General features: G+C 34.3%; 18 protein-coding genes. 9 read left to right on the top strand and 9 right to left on the bottom strand.

The window, feature by feature from the left end:
- Nucleotides 1–34 precede the first annotated feature (34 nt).
- The 7 genes from T323_RS0105345 (at nucleotide 35) to T323_RS0105375 (ending at nucleotide 7,584) form a co-directional block, all read left to right on the top strand.
- On the top strand, nucleotides 35–1,189 hold the full coding sequence (locus tag T323_RS0105345; RefSeq protein ID WP_026672347.1) for an AimR family lysis-lysogeny pheromone receptor: 1,155 nt from the start codon (nucleotides 35–37) through the stop codon (nucleotides 1,187–1,189).
- A gap of 36 nt (nucleotides 1,190–1,225) precedes the next feature.
- Nucleotides 1,226–2,380, top strand: a complete 1,155-nt coding sequence (locus T323_RS0105350) for an AimR family lysis-lysogeny pheromone receptor (RefSeq protein WP_026672348.1) — start codon at nucleotides 1,226–1,228, stop codon at nucleotides 2,378–2,380.
- Between the two features lie 36 nt (nucleotides 2,381–2,416).
- Nucleotides 2,417–3,568: an AimR family lysis-lysogeny pheromone receptor gene (locus T323_RS0105355; protein WP_026672349.1), complete on the top strand. Its 1,152-nt coding sequence runs from the start codon at nucleotides 2,417–2,419 to the stop codon at nucleotides 3,566–3,568.
- A gap of 36 nt (nucleotides 3,569–3,604) precedes the next feature.
- Nucleotides 3,605–4,759 (top strand): AimR family lysis-lysogeny pheromone receptor, encoded by a 1,155-nt coding sequence (locus T323_RS0105360; protein WP_026672350.1) that lies wholly within the window; start codon nucleotides 3,605–3,607, stop codon nucleotides 4,757–4,759.
- A gap of 48 nt (nucleotides 4,760–4,807) precedes the next feature.
- Nucleotides 4,808–5,965, top strand: coding sequence for an AimR family lysis-lysogeny pheromone receptor (locus T323_RS0105365; RefSeq protein ID WP_026672351.1), 1,158 nt, complete (start codon nucleotides 4,808–4,810; stop codon nucleotides 5,963–5,965).
- Nucleotides 5,966–6,187: 222 nt separating this feature from the next.
- Nucleotides 6,188–7,342 carry an AimR family lysis-lysogeny pheromone receptor gene (locus T323_RS0105370; RefSeq protein ID WP_026672352.1) on the top strand — a complete coding sequence of 385 codons (1,155 nt, stop codon included), beginning with the start codon at nucleotides 6,188–6,190 and terminating at the stop codon, nucleotides 7,340–7,342.
- 23 nt (nucleotides 7,343–7,365) lie between these two features.
- Nucleotides 7,366–7,584, top strand: coding sequence for a DUF4179 domain-containing protein (locus T323_RS0105375; RefSeq protein ID WP_026672353.1), 219 nt, complete (start codon nucleotides 7,366–7,368; stop codon nucleotides 7,582–7,584).
- A gap of 126 nt (nucleotides 7,585–7,710) precedes the next feature.
- Here the strand turns inward: T323_RS0105375 and hpf are convergent, their stop codons facing one another.
- On the bottom strand, nucleotides 7,711–8,253 hold the full coding sequence (gene hpf, locus T323_RS0105380; RefSeq protein WP_026672354.1) for a ribosome hibernation-promoting factor, HPF/YfiA family: 543 nt from the start codon (nucleotides 8,251–8,253) through the stop codon (nucleotides 7,711–7,713).
- A 383-nt stretch (nucleotides 8,254–8,636) separates the two neighbouring features.
- Between hpf and T323_RS27815 the strand changes: the two genes are divergently transcribed.
- Complete coding sequence (locus tag T323_RS27815; RefSeq protein WP_051556385.1) at nucleotides 8,637–10,952, top strand: M14 family zinc carboxypeptidase; 2,316 nt, start codon at nucleotides 8,637–8,639, stop codon at nucleotides 10,950–10,952.
- 404 nt (nucleotides 10,953–11,356) lie between these two features.
- On the opposite strand, the gene T323_RS0105395 is transcribed toward T323_RS27815, so the two are convergent.
- Nucleotides 11,357–11,554: a cold shock domain-containing protein gene (locus tag T323_RS0105395; protein WP_026672356.1), complete on the bottom strand. Its 198-nt coding sequence runs from the start codon at nucleotides 11,552–11,554 to the stop codon at nucleotides 11,357–11,359.
- 375 nt (nucleotides 11,555–11,929) lie between these two features.
- Here T323_RS0105395 and T323_RS0105400 point away from each other — a divergent pair, with 375 nt between their 5' ends.
- Nucleotides 11,930–12,898 carry a DUF6612 family protein gene (locus tag T323_RS0105400; protein WP_026672357.1) on the top strand — a complete coding sequence of 323 codons (969 nt, stop codon included), beginning with the start codon at nucleotides 11,930–11,932 and terminating at the stop codon, nucleotides 12,896–12,898.
- A gap of 91 nt (nucleotides 12,899–12,989) precedes the next feature.
- Here the strand turns inward: T323_RS0105400 and fliT are convergent, their stop codons facing one another.
- The 7 genes from fliT to neuB all read right to left on the bottom strand — a co-directional run bounded on the left by fliT (nucleotide 12,990) and on the right by neuB (nucleotide 19,325).
- Nucleotides 12,990–13,358, bottom strand: coding sequence for a flagellar protein FliT (fliT, locus tag T323_RS0105405; protein ID WP_026672358.1), 369 nt, complete (start codon nucleotides 13,356–13,358; stop codon nucleotides 12,990–12,992).
- Nucleotides 13,358–13,762: a flagellar export chaperone FliS gene (gene fliS / locus T323_RS0105410; RefSeq protein ID WP_026672359.1), complete on the bottom strand. Its 405-nt coding sequence runs from the start codon at nucleotides 13,760–13,762 to the stop codon at nucleotides 13,358–13,360. The genes fliT and fliS overlap by 1 nt, the downstream gene beginning before the upstream one ends.
- A 24-nt stretch (nucleotides 13,763–13,786) precedes the next feature.
- A complete protein-coding gene (gene fliD / locus T323_RS0105415; RefSeq protein ID WP_051556386.1) occupies nucleotides 13,787–15,853 on the bottom strand; it encodes a flagellar filament capping protein FliD in 2,067 nt (688 codons plus the stop codon).
- Nucleotides 15,854–15,964: 111 nt separating this feature from the next.
- A complete protein-coding gene (locus T323_RS0105420) occupies nucleotides 15,965–16,339 on the bottom strand; it encodes a flagellar protein FlaG (RefSeq protein WP_026672361.1) in 375 nt (124 codons plus the stop codon).
- Nucleotides 16,340–16,450: 111 nt separating this feature from the next.
- Nucleotides 16,451–17,161, bottom strand: coding sequence for an acylneuraminate cytidylyltransferase family protein (locus T323_RS0105425; RefSeq protein ID WP_026672362.1), 711 nt, complete (start codon nucleotides 17,159–17,161; stop codon nucleotides 16,451–16,453).
- Between the two features lie 5 nt (nucleotides 17,162–17,166).
- Nucleotides 17,167–18,327 carry a UDP-N-acetylglucosamine 2-epimerase gene (gene neuC, locus T323_RS0105430; RefSeq protein ID WP_026672363.1) on the bottom strand — a complete coding sequence of 387 codons (1,161 nt, stop codon included), beginning with the start codon at nucleotides 18,325–18,327 and terminating at the stop codon, nucleotides 17,167–17,169.
- On the bottom strand, nucleotides 18,324–19,325 hold the full coding sequence (neuB, locus tag T323_RS0105435) for an N-acetylneuraminate synthase (protein ID WP_026672364.1): 1,002 nt from the start codon (nucleotides 19,323–19,325) through the stop codon (nucleotides 18,324–18,326). The genes neuC and neuB overlap by 4 nt, the downstream gene beginning before the upstream one ends.
- Nucleotides 19,326–19,329 lie beyond the last annotated feature (4 nt).

Consider the following 19,329-nt stretch of genomic DNA (forward strand, 5'->3'; position numbering starts at 1 on the left):
ATGTCCGATCTCTCAATATAAGGAGTTGTGCAGTGTGTCAAATTTACAGAACCTGTTGTCCAAACAGCTTCAAGCAAATCCTTCTTTGTATTTAAAAATATCGGAAATATCCGGTCTCACGAAAGAAGAGCTTGACGCCTTTCTTTTCGATAAAACGATATTTTTAGACTTCGGGAAAGTACTAGATATTGTGGACTATGTTTGCCATGATAATTCGGCTGAAATCATTAAACAATATATCGAAGCGTTAGATGTAAACCACCCCACAGCTCAACAAGTACTGGAATATTTGTTTATTAATCGATTCGATTATTGTAATTCATTTTTAGAGCGTATGCTTAAAGCTAACAATCAAGAGAATAAGTATTTTGCGACTGTATATAAGCAGCATTATCAAGATTTAGGACAATTATTTCAATATGATTTACACGAGATTGCTAGTTCTCCTACACTTCACGCCTTTAAAACGATTATGGAATTATATTCTTTGTTTCGACATGACCAAATCCCAACAATTATTAGAAAAAAAGATTATGTAGAATATACGATTAATCATTTTGTCCAAGATGAATTCATTCGAAACTATTATTTATTACATCACTATCGAATTCTAATGGCCATTCTACTAGATCAAAATGTAATAAATGAGTGTAGAAGAATGGCAAATGAAATATTACATTTAAAAAGTCGAGTCGGCCCAAACTTTTCAATAAATGCAAATCATGTATTAGGCATTTCCTTCTTATTTGAGGACTATGATAAAGGACTAGATTACTTATATAAAACAAGAGAATTATATAGAAATCGACCAAAAAAGGGTCACGATGGGGATATCCACAGTTCGATTAATCTTCATCAAATTTTATGGAATCGTGAACCAGAAGACTTGCGACCAACTAGTAAAAAAGCGTCAGATATGCACGATATCGTTCATTACTATATATCTAAAAATGAATTTGTTGCAGCTAATGGGATCCTATCTAATATAGAAGAATCGGAATTATCGCAACGTGATAGCGCGTTTCACTTTTATTACAAAGGTATACTAGAAGACAATTCCGACCATCTCTACAAATCAATTATGCTATTTAAGCAAATCGGAAATAAGTTTTATATTCAATTACCCATTAATGAATTAAAGAAAAAAGGAATGAACCCGATTTTACTAGATACTCTTTTAATTAATTAGTAATGTCTTATTTCACTTAATAAGGAGTTGAGTAGTGTGTCAAATATTCGCAAACTGTTGTCCAAACAGCTTCAAGCAAATCCTTCTTTGTATTTAAAAATATCGGAAATATCCGGTCTCACCAAAGAAGAACTGGACGCCTTTCTTTTCGATAAAACTATATTTTTAGACTTTGGCAAGATACTAGACATTGTTTACTATGTTTGTCCTGAAAATTCGGCTGAAATCATTAAACAATATATAAATACATTAGATGTGAATCATCCTACTGCCCAACAAGTATTAGAATATGTGTTCATAAATCGAGTTGATTATTGTTATTCATTTTTAAATCGCATGATAGAAGCCACGAATGCAGAAAATAGTTATTTTGCGACTGTGTACAAGCAGCACTATAAAAATCCAGGGCAGATGTTTCAATATGATTTACAGGATATCGCTAAATCTCCTACACTTCACGCTTTTAAATCGATTATGGAATTATATGCTTTATATAAAAATGATGAATTTGCAACGATCATTCGAAAAAAAGATTATGTGGAATATACGATAAATAACTTTGTAGAAGATGAATTTATTCGAGGGTACTATTTACTGCATTTTAACCGATTATTTATGGTTATATCTTTATTCAAATATGAAATAAGTGAATGTCGCAGAATGATAAAAGAAATATTACAGTTACAAAATCGAGTACACGGACTATTATTAACAAGCGCTTATCATACTTTAGGGATGTCTTACTTGTTTGAAGACTATGATAAAGGTCTCCTATACTTATATAAAACAAGGGAAATGTACAGAAATCGACCAGCAACAGGTGGTGATGGAGATATTCATAGCTCCATTAATCTTCACCAAATTATATGGGGAAAAGAACCAGAAGATTTGCGGTTTAACAGTAAGATAAATGCGGATATCCATGATATTGTTCACTACTATATTATGAAAGATGATTTTGAAAAAGCTCGTCAAGTATTTTTAACCGTAAATGAAGCAGAGATCAGTCCAAGAGATAATGCTTTCCAGTTTTTTTATAAAGGAATTCTTGAAGATAACACCGATCATTTCTACAAATCAATCATGCTTTTCAAACAAGTTGGCAACAAGCTTCACCTTCAATTACCATTAAATGAACTCAAAAAAAGGGGATTGAATCCACTATTACTTGATACGCTTTTGATTAATTAATAGTACTTCATTATTAACTATAAGGAGTTGAGCAGTGTGCCAAACTTACGCTACCTGTTGTCTAAAGAACTTCAAGCAAACCCTTCTTTATATATAAAAATTTCGGAAATATCTGGTCTCACGAAAGAAGAACTAGACGAATTTCTTTTTGATAAAACGATATTTTTGGATTTCGGAAAACTACTAGACATTATTAATGTTATTTCCCCTGATAATTCAGATGAGATTATCAAGCAATATATCGAAACATTAGATGTGAATCACCCTACTGCTCAACAAGTACTTGAGTATGTGTGTATTAATCGGTTTGATTACTGTTATTCATTTTTAGAACGTATGCTTGAAGCTACGAATGAAGAGAATAGGTATTTTGCAACTGTTTACAAGCAGCACTATCCAAATCTAAGTCAATGGTTTCAATATGATTTAAACGAAATCGCTAGTTCACCAATACTTCATGCCTTTAAAACGATTATGGAGTTATATTCATTGTATGCACATGACCAAATCCCAACAGCCCTTAGAAAAAAAGATTATGTTGAATATACGATTAATAATTTTGTTCAAGATGAATTTATTCGAAAGTACTATTTAGTTCATTATTATCGAGTACTCATGATTATTTTGTTAAATCAAAATGAGATTAGTGAATGTAGGAGAATGGCTAACGAAATATTGCGTTTAAAGGACCGAATTGGCTACAATTTCTTAAAAAACACATATCATGTATTAGGCATGTCCTACTTATTTGAGGATTATGATAAAGGACTCCACTATTTGTATCAAACCAGAGAGTTGTATAAGATTCATCCTTTTTCTTATGATGGAGACCTCCATAGCTCGATTAACCTCCATCAGATTTTATGGGGAAAAGAACCTGAAGATTTAAGGTTTAATAGTGAAAAGAATTTAGATATCCACGATATAGTTCACTACTATATTATGAAAAAGGATAATAAAAAAGCCCGTCAAACACTTTTAAAGGTTAATGAAGATGAGATTAAGGAACGGGATAATGCTTTTCACTTTTTATACAAAGGAATTCTTGAAGATAACACAGACCATTTCTATAAATCTATCATGCTTTTTAAACAAATTGGTGACAAACTCCACCTTCAATTGCCATTAAACGAACTGAAAAAAAGGGGGTTTAACCCTCTATTGTTAGATACACTTTTAATTAATTGAAAGTTTCTCATTATTAACTATAGGGAGTTGAGCAGTGTGCCAAACGTACGTTACCTGTTGTCTAAAGAGCTTCAAGCAAACCCTTCTTTATATATAAAAATTTCGGAAATATCTGGTCTCACGAAAGAAGAACTAGACGAATTTCTTTTTGATAAAACGATATTTTTAGATTTTGGGGAATTACTAAACATTATGAACGGTGTTTGCCCTGAAAATTCGGCTGAGAGCATCAAACAATATATCGAAACATTAGATGTTAACCATCCCACTGCTCAACAAGTCCTGGAATATGTGTTTATTAATCGATTCGATTATTGTTATTCATTTTTAGAACGTATGCTTGAAGCTACGAATGAAGAGAATAGGTATTTTGCGACTGTTTACAAGCAGCATTATAAAGATTTAGGGCAATTGTTTCAATACGATTTACAGGAGATTGCTTGTTCTCCTACACTTCACGCTTTTAAAACGATTATGGAATTATATGCCTTGTATAGAAATGATGAAATACCAACAATAGTTAGAAAAAAAGAGTATGTCGAATATACAATTAAGAACTTTGTGCGAGATGATTTTATTCGAAACTACTACTTATTACACTATTATCGAGTACTTATGGTTATTTCTTTACAGCGTTATGAAATTAGTGAGTCTCGAAGGATGGCAAATGAAATATTGCATTTAAAAGACCGGATTGGACAAAACTTTTTAATCAATGCTTATCATGTTTTAGGTATGTCCTACTTATACGAGGACTATGATCAAGGTCTTTACTATTTGTATAAAACTAGAGAGATGTATATAAATCGACCAGCAACAGGTCGTGATGGAGATATTCACAGCTCAATTAACCTTCATCAAATTTTATGGGGAAAAGAGCCTGAAGATCTGAGGTTTTCTAGTAAGAAGCATGCAGATGTCCATGATATCGTTCATTACTATATTATGAAAAATGATTTTGAAAAAGCCCGACAAACATTGTTACAAGTTAATGAAGCTGAAATTAGTCCAAGAGATAATGCTTTTCATTTTTTATACAAAGGAATTCTTGAAGATAGTACAGACCATTTTTATAAATCTATCATGCTTTTTAAACAAATTGGTGACAAACTCCACTGCCAATTACCAATAAATGAACTTAAGAAAAAAGGATTAAACTCACTACTACTTGATACGCTTTTAGTTAATTAAAAACAACTGCTCATTTTACTATGTACACCATTATTTGGAGGGATTTTAATGTCAAAACTGCGAATGCTATTGTACCACCTTGTCCAAGACAATGAATCCATTTCTGAAAGAATTATAAATACCACAAAACTCCCTAAAAGTAACATTAACAGCTTTATAGTAGACCATTCCGTTTTTTTAGATTTTGGAAAGGTTTTACTAATCATTGATGACCTATTTGAGGAAAATTCTGAGTCGTTACTTGAAGACTATATTATGAATTTAGACGTAAATCACCAAACTGCCCAGCAAATAGTAGAGTTTTGTTTTATGAATTTCACACCTTATCGCTACGACTTTTTATTTAAAATGTGTGAGGCTACGAACATCGATAATAAAGAATTTGCTCAAATCTATCGAAATCATTATGATAACCCTAACAAAAAAATTGATCCCTTTAATATAACGGATGGCAATTATAATACACCTACCCTCCATGCCTTTAAAATACTAATGGAGGCCTATGCACAGTATAGCATGGACATGATCCCAACACTGATTACGAAAAAAGACTTTTTAGAATATACAATTAATGAGTTTGTATCGGATCCCTTTATACGAGATTATTATTTAGTGCGCTTTTATCGCATTCTTATGATTATTATGCTCGACCAAAACGAAGTGCAAGAATGTCGTAGAATGGCCAACGAGATTTTAAATTTATCATTAACACTTAGTCCAGCTTTTAAAATTCAAGCTATACATGCGATAGGAATGTCTTATTTATATGAAAACTATGAACTAGGACTAGACTATTTATATAAGGCTAAAAAACTATATACAAGTTCATCCATTAGCTCAGATGGTGATATTCATAGTTCCATTAATCTTCATCAAATTTATTGGGGAAAAGAGCCAGAAGACTTAAAATTTCATAGTCAAAAAAACTCAGATATTCTTGATGTTATTTATTATCATATGTTGATAAATGATGTTAACGAAGCGAAAAAAACTATGAAACAGGTGAATGAAAATACACTTTCTCAAAGGGATTCTGCATTTTATTTCTATGTAAAAGGAATGTTAGAAGATGATATGAATTACCTCTATAAGTCAATTATGCAATTTAAACAAATAGGAGATAAATTTTATGTCCAATTACCTATAAAAGTTCTCGAAAAAAAAGGGTTTAATCCTCTATTAATCGAAACTATTTTAATACGCTAAATTCATCGCTTACCAATTGCGTTTATATGAGCTATCGCGACAAATTTCATGTAAATATCTTTGTAGAATTTTGTATAAAAATGCAGAAAAAAATCGAAAAATAATCTTTCACGTAAGACAAATCTTTCGTTATAATAAACATAACGGGTTTTATAAAAAAGTTGTCTTTTTCATTGGAAGATTGTCGTTTTCTACTTTACTGTAAAAGGAGTTGACAATTGAATGCTAGACCTAAAGACAATGATTAAACAAGAAATAAATAAAGACCCTTCTTTATTTACAGAACTTGTAAATGTAGCAGAGGTTTCTAGCAATGAATTAGACGCTTATATAAACAAAAATAACTCTTCCTTACTTTTCGGTGAAATCGCAAATATAATAGAATACCTTTTCCCCGAAAAAGATATTGAAATTCTTGAAGAGTATAGCAAAAGGATTGATGTTAATAAATACGACGCTCGCCAGGCACTTGAGTATTTATTTATTAATATGTTACCTTCCCGATTTGATTATCTCAATAAACTAAAAACTTCTTCAGACGAAGAAAATAGAGAGTTTGCGAAAATTTATGAATTACATTATGAAAATAAAAATTCACTCTTAAAATATATTCATTTAAATGACTTACATTTTAATTCACAAACACTATATGCTTTTAAATGTATCAGTGAAATGTACCAGCACTATCATGAACATAAAATTGAAATGTTATTAAGTATGAAAGAATACGTTGAGTTTACTATTAATGAATATGTTCATGATAAATTTTTAAAAAAATACTATTTCCTTCGTTTTTATAGTGCCCTTTCCCTAACTATGCTATTTCAAAACAATGTAACTGAATGTCGGAGAATGGCTAATCAAGTAATTGATATCAAAGTCAGAAAAAGTTTAAAACACAAAGCCACGATGTTGCAAACAATTGGTATGTCTTATCTTTTTGAAGATTACAAAAATGGAATTTCTTATCTATATAAAGCAAAGGAACTCTACGATGAAATTGCCGATGGAAATAACGGTGTAATTCACAGTTCAATAAACTTACATCAAATTCATTGGGGGGAAGAACCAGATGATTTAAAGTGGGAAAGTGAGGAACCTTTCGACAAACACGATATTATTTACTACTTTGTAAAAAACAATAAAATTAATGAAGCTAAACAACTTATCGAGAGCATTGATGAAACAAGACTTTCAGAACGAGATCTCGCCTTCCACTTTTTTAGTAAAGGTTTAGTCGATCGAAATTTAGATTATATGTACAAATCTATTCTCCAGTTTAAAAAAGTTGGTAATTTGTTTTATATACGTCTTCCATTGAATGAGTTAAGAAAACAAGGTGTAAACGATTTATTAATAAAAACAATCTTAACTTAATTACTTGAAAGGAGGTGAAAAAAATGAAAAAAGTGAGTTTGGCTTTAATTGCATTTGTTGCACTAACTTTTTCTGTCGTAGCCTCACCTGCATTTGCTAGTGACGTTGAGCCTTTAAAAGGTGGTAAAAGCATTATCGAAGTAAGAGGTGATGTACAACCACTAGGGAAAGGTGGTGGAATCATCACAGTGAAAGGAGGAACCGTAACCCCTCTAGGTGGTGGACATCCTGATATTCAGTAGTTTATAGTCTTCCATTTAATACTTGAATTCGTGAAACCGATCAAAACCCTTGTCGCTTTTACTAATTCACCCAAGAAAATACATAAAAAAGAGAGTGTAGCCAAGCTACACTCTCTTTCCTTGGTATCACTCCGGCTCAATTAGCCCGTAACGTCCATCTTTTCGTTTGTACACGACATTTGTTTCACCGTTTATCGCATTTGAGAATACGAAGAAATTATGACCTAACATGTCCATTTGAAGAACCGCTTCTTCTGTATCCATTGGCTTTAATGTGAAACGTTTTGTACGCACGATTTCAATATCATCGTCGTCTTCCTGTGGTTCTTGCGGAAGGTCATTTCGGAACATATATTTAACCCCGCCTGATTGACGGAACTTTCGATTAACCTTTGTTTTGTGCTTACGGATTTGTCGTTCTAGTTTTTCAACCACTAAATCAATCGCAGCATACATATCTGTATGCGTTTCCTCTGCACGTAATAACAATTGTGACATCGGGATAGTAATTTCAATAATTTGTTGGTTGTTAAAGACTTGCATGCTTACATGAACATCTGAAATGGTACCTGCTTCAAAATACTTTTCTAACTTGGCTACCTTCTTTTCCACATAGCTGCGCAATGCAGGAGTTACTTCTAAGTTTTCACCACGAATGTTAAAGTTCATAGTAAAACAGCTCCTTTCCGTATGTATATAGTATTCGATATTTGCTAGCCCAATTCCTTTTTTCTACACCTTCTTTTTCGTCAAACCTATGACAAAGTTGTGAAATATGTCGAATTGTCGGGCGATTTCCACGTATTATCTTCTCTCATTAAAAAATATTTGATTCATTTGAAGATAATAATATTATTTTACCCTTCTGAACCGCTTTTCAATCATCTAGATTTCTTCATTCTATCTATTAAACTATTTATTTAACATTTTTTTGTATTTTTATATTTACATAGTACTATTGTTCTATTATTATTTAAATTATGTAAAACTCTATGAAAACCTAAAAAATCTAACAAGACAGTCAGTAGAGTGTCGTTAAAGGAGAAACGAGTATGAAACGTATTGTAGCTTTGTTCCTTTCTATTGCATTAGTTTACCCGCATTCTATACATGCTCAAAACTTGGAACAACAAAGTGAAGCAGTGGAAGTTCTTCCAGAAGAAACAGCGGAAGACATCATCGAAGAAGTAGAGCCTGTAACAGAGGAAATCCCTACAGAAGAACCTGTTCCAGTTGCTCCATCTCAAGCAGAAGTACCCCCTGTTGAAGTAGAAGAAGTTCTTTCCATTGAAGAGTGGTTAGCTTTTGCGGCAGCACAAACAACGGCCACGAAGCGACTTTTAGAATTCAGCAAAGGTTATCTTCATTATGAAGATGTGCGATTTGTTACTGGGATTAATGAAAATGCCCGAACTCTATTAAACTCTGCTAGAAGTCAACATAATAAAGGAAATTTTGATGTTGCGATTGGGCGATATCAGACGATACTTGATTCACCTGCTTTAGATGAAAACATTAGTAAAGAAGCTACCATTCGAATAAAATATGCAAATCTCCAAATCATTCCGACAGCGAAGAATGTTAATGATTATGCAGCAAAGCAAAACACATCATTAAAGCGTTTGACTCATTTCCAAGAAGGATTGTTTTTATATCCAAAAGACAAAAGATTTGAAACAGGAATAAACAAAAGTGCAAAAACATTACTTTCTACAGCTAGAAAACAGCATATTGATGGGAAATTCACTACTGCTGTCAATCGATTTGAGACGATCTTACTAAGCGAAACTGTCTTACATCCTCATGTTTTATTTGAAGCACAATATCGTCTACAATTTGCAAAAGACCAAAAACAAATCCCAACGGCAAATAAACTCGTTGAGGATGCGAAAAAACAAAGTTCTTCATCTAAACGGTTAGAGCATTATTCTAACGGCCATATTCTCTATCCGAATGATAAGCGATTTAGATCGGGGATTAATGAAAGTGCCAGAACATTATTATCGTGGGCTAGCAAACAACATCAACAAGGGAAATATAACACAGCCAAAAACCGCTATAACCTAATACTTGATTCGCCTGTGTTAAGCGCAAAAATCAAACGAGAAACCGAAGCTCGACTTGTTTACGCCAAAGCGAAAAAGAAAGTGCCTACAGCGAATTCATTAAATAATGCAGCAAATAAATTGTCATCGAATTCAGCAAAATTAGATAAATTCGTTGAAGCTCATATTTTATATCCAAAGGATAAACGCTTTAAAGATGGAATCGAAAAAAGTGCTCGTGGTTTATTAAATTGGTCGATTGCTAGACATAAAGCTGGTGAGTTTGACCGTGCCATTAAACAATACGATAAAATCATTAATACGCTTTTTGTTCCTAAATCAATTAAAGACCAAGCTCGCACAAATAAAGCATTAGCTGAAAAAGGAACTCGAATTGCTGATGTGAAAAAAATTGTTAATGCAAAAGTCCAAAATTACACGTACACCCAAATGGAAAAAGATATGAAGCAACTTGAGTCGATGTATCCGGAAATTATTCAAACGAAAATCATCGGGACTTCTGTTGATGGACGCAATATTTATGCCATTAAACTCGGACGTGGGAAAACAGAAGTATTAATTAACGGTTCCAACCATGCACGTGAACATATGACAACGAATGTCATTATGAAACAAATTGATGAATACGCCTTTGCGTATACGAAAGGAAATCAGTTTGGTGGATTTAATGTAAAACAAGTGCTTGACCGTACAAGCATTTGGTATGTGCCAATGGTAAATCCTGATGGCGTTACATTAGTTCAACAAGGACCGAATGCTCTTAGAAGCAATAAACTAGCCCAACAAGCTATTCAAATTAACAGTGGAAGCCGAAACTTTGCTCCTTGGAAAGCAAATGTACGTGGCGTTGATTTAAATCGTCAATTCCCGCATTTCTGGACTACTATTACAAACAATCCTGGAAAGCCTAGTCCAAGTATGTACAAAGGAACAAAACCATTGACTGAGCCAGAAGCAATTACGATGCGTGATTTTGTCGAAAGTAATAAGCATTTAAAAACAGTCATCGATTACCATTCTTCTGGAGAAGTGATTTTCGTGCGAAACCCTACACAGTTAACAACAACACTTTCGCGTAAAACAGGGTATTCGATTATCGATGTAACGAAAAGTACAAGTGGTGGTGGCTTTGCAAGCTGGTTTAACGTCTATCACAAAAAGCCAGGGATTACACTTGAAATCTCTCCGTATGTTGGAGACCGTCCTGTCCCTGTTGGAAATTGGGACCGTGTGTGGAGACAAAATGATTCGGTTGGATTAATTGTCGCAAATGAAGCCTATCAAAACAGAAATAAACGATAATAAAGAAAAACGCAAGAACGTCTTTTCTTTCAAGTGAAGTGCTGAGCCTTCGCTCTTCTAGAATAAGCTTTCAAAACTTCACTGCTATATCAAAATTTTTATGCTTCTTTGGAAAAAGCCCCTCCTTCTCATTAATGAGAGGGAGGGGCTTTTCTTGCTTAAACGCACCGGACATATATTCCGCTATTTCATGAAAAACACGTCTTTTTTTTATGCTAGCGGAACCAATGTCCGATAGCATGGGAGAAAAGCCGTTTTTTATTGAAATAACGGAACAGATGTCCGTAAGAGGATGCTCAACCAAATATATTTAAACCCATCCTAGTACACTAGGATGGGTATCTATTTTTTGTTTTTATCGTTGTATTGAAGCTTGATTCATTTCCGCGCTGTAGGGATGCGAATTAAAGCTTAGTCACGTTCGCAGCTTGAGGGCCACGTGCACCTTCAACGATTTCGAACTCTACAACTTGTCCTTCGTCAAGTGTTTTGAATCCTTCAGATTCGATTGCAGAGTAATGTACGAATACATCGTCACCGTCTTCACGTTCGATGAATCCGAAACCTTTTTCAGCGTTAAACCATTTAACTTTTCCTTGCATGCTTTCACAATCCCTTCATTATTAAATCCTTGTGGAGCTCCACAATTTAAATATATCAGTTCTAAAAATGCTAGTCAATTTATTTCATAACCCTTATCTCGACAAGGTTTGCAAGCAAAATAGACATTTTTTTATCCGCTTACATCCCTTCGAAATGTAAATACTTTTTTGACATTTGACTAACATCTAGAATGATACATGTTATACTATACCCACTTTTGTAAAATTTATTTCCCTTTCCGAAGAAAAAAATACAATCCACTTTTTTCTTTCATTTTTTTGGAAATCTCATACATTTATGAGCCTTTTCTCCCTGTTCGATTTTGCTATTCTGTGTTAAAGTGGGGACTTGAGAAAAGTCTAGGAGGGACAATGTTGAAAAAACTAAAACTACTTATTGCAAGCCTTGCTATTGTTGCATTAGCAGCTTGTAACCAAGCACCTGCAGACAGCGATGTTGAGGACAATGAAACACCAGAAGCTGTTGAGAAAAATGGGGAACCTGAAATTGACGAGGAGTCTGCTCAATCAAATGCAGATGCTGATGAAATTTTAACAAAATCATTAGAAGCAATGAATGACGTTGAAAGCTTCTCAATGGTCATGGATAGTGTTCAAGAAATGAATATTCCTGGAGAAGGTACTGTTGAAACGAAAATGACGATGGAAAGTGATATCGGACATGAACCAACAAGACTATTCCAAAAGCTTTCTATGGAAGTTCCTGGTGAATCTTTCGGTGCAATGGAAACAGAAACATACTTCACTGAAGATGGGATGTTTATTAAAGATGGCTCGATGGATCAGTGGATTAAATATCCTGACTCATATACAGAAGACATGCTAAGCTTTGCGCAACTGCAATCTGATAATACACAACAGCTTGAAATGCTTAAACAATTTTCAGAGGAAATAACAGTAGCTGAAGATGATACACATTATATTTTAACGATTAAAGGTGAAGGTGATAGCCTTAAAGAAATGGCTGTTGAAATGATGGCTATGCTTGGTGATGATATTACTGGTGGCATGACTGAAATCTTTGATTTAATGGAAATCAGTGTGTTTGATTATGAACTTTACATTGATAAAGAAACATACTATCAAACTAGATTCACATCTACTGTTGAAATGAGCTTAACTTTCGAGGGCGAAACAATGGTAACTAAACAAACAATGGACAGCACAATTTCTAACTTTAACAATGTTGGTGAGATTACAGTTCCACAGGACGTAATTGATTCCGCTGAAGAGTTTAGTTTTGACGATTTCGGTGACTTTAGCGATTTAGAAGACTTCGATTTAGAAGACCTTGAAGACCTTGAAATTGAAGAAGACGAGTAATGGACACAATAGGATAAAAGGAATGAGCCTTCTCTAGTGAGAAGGCTCATTTTAGTTCGGCAGTCGAAAGGGGTGTCAGTCACCCCCTGACTTATACCCCGCGCTTATCGAAGAAAACTCCGTCAACGGTAGGTCCATCGTATGGGTTGTCGTATTTTTTTCCTTGTTGTTGTTTCATTTTTAAATTTGAAATATCTAAACCGATCTTATCTTTAGAATCTGCAAGCATTGTTGCTATTTTAGCATTCATTTTTACAATCTCTTCTGCTAATGTTTTCTCACTCGCTGTCAAGGTTTGAGCGGACTTTTGATATTGCATAATCACTCGTTCGCGAGCATCTAAAGCTTTAAATATCTCACTAATAAATTGATCACGCTCGTCTTCCCCCTCTGGTAAAGGGGTTTGAACTAAATCAAACAATTCTTTACTTGTTAGATAAAGCTCTTTTACAGAAGACACTAGGCTTGTCCTCCAGAACCATGGCGTTGTTGTCTATCTATCTGAATCACTTGTTTCCAAGTATCACGAAATTCAGTCACGAATTGCTCAGCCTCGTTTAAGGCTTGGACATCATTTTTAATATTCGCATCAACTAAGCGACTTAGTACAAAATCATAGATTCTCATCATATTTTTACCTAAGTCACTGTTCGTTTCTAACGTCACCATTAGCTCTCGAATAATATCTTGTGCTTTTTTAATATTAATATTACGCATTTCGATATCGTTATTTTCAATCCCTGTTTTACCTTGCTTAATGAACTTTAAACAACCGTTGTAAAGCATTAAAGTTAACTCACCCGGTGAAGCTGTATTTAATGTATTTTGCTTATATGCTGCTGCTTGAAGATTAGAAATTGCCAACTAGTAACACCCTTTCTTTTTTTGTTATCCTTGGTTACCGAATAATTGAGCAAAAATCATATCTGCTTGTTGGTTAGACCTCATCATTGCAGATTCCATGGCACTAAATTGTTTCCAATAGCGATCTTCCACTTGTTTCATTCTTCTTTCAAGGTTATCTATCCTCGAATCAAGATTATTAATATTTCGACCAATTGTAAATTGGTGATTTGCTGCTAAACCTCGACTTCCCCCTGCTCTTTGTGCAATAGAGTTAACCGACGCATCTAACGTATCTCTCATTCTTCGAACAATTCCTTGTCCTCCAAAACCATCACCGTTAGCTGTAAATATATTGAAGACTCCTTCTACATCATCCTCAATTGCCTTACGCAACTTTTCTTCGTTTATAATTAACTTTCCACCTGCCATGTAATCGGGTGAAGTCGTGATTCCAATTTGCGATAAGTGCGTAAAAGAACCTGTTGGTGAACTTACAGGTGAATTCACAGCAGACCGTAGTCGATCCATTGATCCCGCTATTAACGTATCATTCCTTAATAAACCGCTCCTTGCTCTTTCTTCCCACTTTTCAATTTCTTTTTCAGACATCGCTTCTTTTTGCTCGTCTGTTAATGGTTGGAAAGAACGGTGGCGATCTTCTCTCAACAGGCCGTTTGTCTTTTCTATTAATTCATTATATTTATTCACAAAATCTGTAATTGTCTCCATAACTTTATCCGTATTTGTGTTTACAGATATTGTCACAGGTGATGGATTATTTGCTGCGAGAAACTCTTCTCGTAATGTAAATGTGACGCCACTTAGCGTAAAAGTATTTGAAGTCCTCTCCGTCTCTAATCCATTAATAATAAATGTTGCATTTTGCGCACCTTGACTTCCTCTACTATCCAAGCCTAGTGTTTGAGTAAAGAAACTTCCCTCAAAGCTCATCTCTGTTCTATCACCCGTGTTGTTAAACACCCCTTGGGATTTACGGTTCGCTGCAACACTATCCGTATGTTCATCATAAAACATACTAATCCCAACACTAGAATTATTCATTGTACTCATAACCGTGCTTAACGATGTTCTTCCATCAAATACAAATTTATCTTGTACAGGACCATTAGCTGTATGAGTAGTAACTCCAGCTGTCACAAATTTTTGTTGATAATTTGCAGTGACAGGCTGTGTTTGCGCGGAACTAAATGAAACTGCTCCTGTTTCCACATTCACAAAAACTGTATTTTCATTTAATTCTGTTAGACTCGTCACGATTTTAAATTCGCCGTTAGCTGTAAATTCTTTTCCATTAGCTGTTATTGTTAATGACTGTAAATCAATGGAGCCATGGGCAAGTTGAAAATTTTGTTGTGGCGATGAACTGCTTGCAGGCAATGTTTGCAGATTATTTTCTCTAAAATACGTCACTTGAATGTCTGCATTCGCTCTTTGACCTTGACCAAAACGGAGTGTGCCCGTTGAATAATCAATCCCAACTTCATTTTCTCCTATAACTCTTCCCGCTTGTTCAGTTACATCCACTACATTAAATACTTTCCCATCCACTTTTACAATCATATCATTCGTGTAATCTTGTTTAATATTTTGTGCTTTTTGTGAATCTAATTGAAAGTTGACTTGCCCAGCTGTAGCTCTAAACGATTGTCTTTCAATGACTCCATTTTTCCAATCAATTCCTGAAGCAAACTTATCTGATTGCGACATTAAGCTTCTAGTTGTATCTACTTTTGCACCTGTAGTTATTTCTGAACTACTCGACGTTGAAGCTGCCCTTGCCAGTTTGGAAACTTCAGTAATTTGATATGAAACATTACCCGCACTTGGTGCAGCGGTAGCTGTAATTCTTGAATCATTCGAACTTACTGCCGTCTTTGCTTGTAGGTTCGACCTCGTTAATAACATATTATCGACAATATTGTTTCGAAGCTCACTAAAATTTCGATTCACATCTCGGTATGAATCCATTTGCCATTGTAGCACTTGTTTTTGTTGCATCATTTTATCAATGGGCATTCGACGTACTCTCATCATATCTCTTACCATTGATTCTATATCCATCCCTGATGCTAATCCTGACATCCTCATTGTGATTCACCTCAATTTTCCCATCAAAAAGATTCTACTTTTAATATCGACATAATCTATAAGATTTTAATAGAAAAACAAAAAAGTAGACAAAAGTCTACTTTCCAATTTCTATACTTTTTTATCGACAAGTAAACCCGCGTGTTCTAACATGGAAGATACCATATCAAGAAACTTCTCTGGCGGGATTTCACGTATAACATCGTCCGTATTCCGATCAACCACTTGGACATACAATCGATCTAATTTTTCATGGACATTAAATTTTAAACCAACTGAATGTGGTTCTAGCATTTTATTTAACCCATCAACTTGAGCTTCAATTACTTTATTGCTTTTCTCTTCTTTCTTCGTTCCCTTGTCCATACTCTGTTGAATCACACTACTTGCATTTTTTTGAGCTTCTAAGTTTGCATTTTGGTTAAAATCTAACCTGCTAGTTTTTTTCTCAATTGAATGTCCACCTGACAACGATTGTATATCCATCCTAATGTCTCCTTCAGAACGTATTTTATTTATTATATCGTCACTTTTTACCAAATTGTTTATATTAACTATGGTAAATATAAAAAATATTTTCGTCAGAAACTAACATTACTAATTGTTATTTTTATTATTTATTTCTTTTTTGGAAAGTAAAGCTTCAGCTATTAAAAAATCATAATCATCATCTATATCAATGGAATGCTCTTTTGACATAATTATTGCACTGCAACTATGTTTATAAATATTTTCCACAGAAAATAAGTAATCAGTTTTCACGATATATAAAGCTCCATTTATCCGATAATAAGTAGGTAAACCTTGTCTATTGGAATTAAGTATACTTTCATCCAAAAAATTTGCCATCGAATAATCCTCAGGAAGTGTATTACACCAGAGTGGTGAATGCTCAACTTCACACACAGAAACAACTGCTTTTACATTTTTACGCTTCATCATTTGAAAGCCCTTTACAATATCATTAGAATCTCGTAATGGTGAAGTTGGCTGAAGCAAGGCAACAGTACTGAACTCTTTTCCTAATTCCTTATATTCTTTAATGACCTCTTTCACCACATCCCATGATGAGGCTGTATCTGAAGACAATTCTTCTCTTCTAAAGAAAGGGACGTTGGCTCCCCATTTTTTTGCAATATTCGCATACTCTATTGAATCAGTTGATACGATAATTTCGTCAAATATGTCCGATTTTCTAGCCGCTTCTACGGTATAAGATAATAAGGGTTTTCCATTTAGTAATTTTATGTTTTTATCTTTTAACCCCTTTGAACCACTTCTAGCTGGGATAATTGCCAAACGACTCAACTAGTTCACCCCATATCATAAAACTGTTTCTTTAGTTCCAGCTTGTCATTTAAAAGAAAATCCTTTAAAATATCGACTATTTGTTCAGAACTATTTCCATCTCCATATGGATTTTTGGAATTTCTCGCCCGTTTTTTAAACGAATCTGATAAAGCACGTTTAATTGCTTTTTTAATTTCACATGAAATGGGTTTACAATTAATTACACTTTCTGCTTGAATACGCCCTTTTTGTCGGTCTCCAATATTGATTGTCGGTATCCCAAAGCTTGGAGCTTCAACTAAACCACTTGAAGAATTTCCTATAACAAATGAAGCATATTGTAAAGCACTTAAATATTTGGTCATTCCTAAAGATGTAAAAGCTGTAGCATGGGAGTTTTCTTTCACATATTCATCTATCATTTGATTTATAATTCGTCCGTCAGTATCAGCATTTGCCTTAGTAAAAATAAAATTCATATGTTGATATGTATGTATGACATCAAGTAGTTGTTTACATTGAATTTGTGAACTGTTTTTTTCAAGAGTCACTGGATGAAATGTTACTACAGCAAAAGCTTTCTCTAAGTTAAAGTTAATCGATTTTGCTAAATCGTGTTTGTCCATCAACGGTTGCTGTACAACATTTTCTATCCCTAAAGCACCCACACAAAACACTCTACTTGGATGTTCACCTAGTTGTATCACTCTTTTTTTGTACTGTTCAGTGGAGGTGAAATGCAAAAAACTCAACTTCGTTATTGCATGGCGTATAGATTCATCAATCGCTCCCTCGGTTGTTTCTCCACCATATAAGTGAGCAATTGGGATTCTTTGATTCATCGCAACGGTACTAACAGCTAGTGTCTCATAGCGGTCTCCGAGCACTATAAGTAGGTCTGGGATTATCCTCTCAAAATAATCTGCAAAACTTATCATAGCTAGGCCCATTGACTTTGAAATTGATGTTGGTGTGTCTGCACTAAGGAGAATTTCTATTTTTTCATCAATCTTATATCCGTCATTTTCAATTTCTTTGTAGGTTAAACCAAACTCGGGTGACAAATGCGCTCCCGTTACAACTATTCGAACTTCTAAGGCCGGATCTTTAATTAGCTTTTTTATGAGCGGTTTTAATAAACCATACTCTGCTCTTGTAGCTGTTACAATACTGATTCGTTTCATACTTCAATCAGCTCATCTTCTTCAAAGTCTCTAATTGCTTTTTGACCAATAACATCAAACCATTTCATTGGACTAATCCCATCCCCTGGTCTCTTTACTGTTAAATTATCTGGTGTTAATACTTCCCCCGCTATTATTTTACGATTGGCTACAATACTCTTGCGTGCTACAACCATATTTTTCAGCTCGGATGCTACCGGTTGTTTATCAGGTTTACCTATCGCTAACTCAATATTTCGGATCGCACTCACCATTTCCTTAAGCTCACTCGGTTCTAAACTCGCCTTATGATCAGGCCCTTCCATATTTTTATCGAGCGTGAAGTGCTTCTCAATAACAGTTGCTCCTAATCCCACTGCAGCAATAGGTACTTCAATACCTTTTGTATGATCAGAATACCCGACTTCCACTTCAAACTCTTGTTTAATGGTATCCATCGCAGCTAAATTAACATCCTCAAACGGGGTCGGATACTCTGTTGTACAATGGAGTATCGTGATATCCATTACTCCTTCTCCCCTAAGGACGTGTACAGCATCACGAATGTCTGAAATCGTACTCATTCCAGTTGAAAGAATAATTTTTTGTGCAACCTTAGCAACCTTAAGTAAGTATGGGAGGTTTGTAATTTCACCTGATGGGATTTTCCACCGATTTATTTTTAAAGAGTGTAAAAAGTCGATACTATCGAAATCGAAAGCAGTTGAAAGAAACTCGATTCCCTTTGTATTACAATACGCATGAAGGTCTTTAAAATCAGAAAAAGAAAGCTCTAACTTTTTTACCATTTCTAGTTGACTTTCTGAGTGTCCAGTTGTTTCCTTTTGGTAATCGGCTTTCATTGCATATTTTGATACAACCTTTTCTGAGACAAATGTTTGAAATTTTATTGCATCGACCCCTGTTTTAGCCGCCTCATCAACTAGTCTTTTAGCTATATTTAAATCTCCATTATGATTAACTCCTGCCTCTGCAATAATATAAACCTTTTTACTCATTTGA

The organism is Alkalihalobacillus bogoriensis ATCC BAA-922, assembly GCF_000621445.1.
Lineage (GTDB): Bacteria > Bacillota > Bacilli > Bacillales > Bacillaceae_F > Bacillus_AO > Bacillus_AO bogoriense.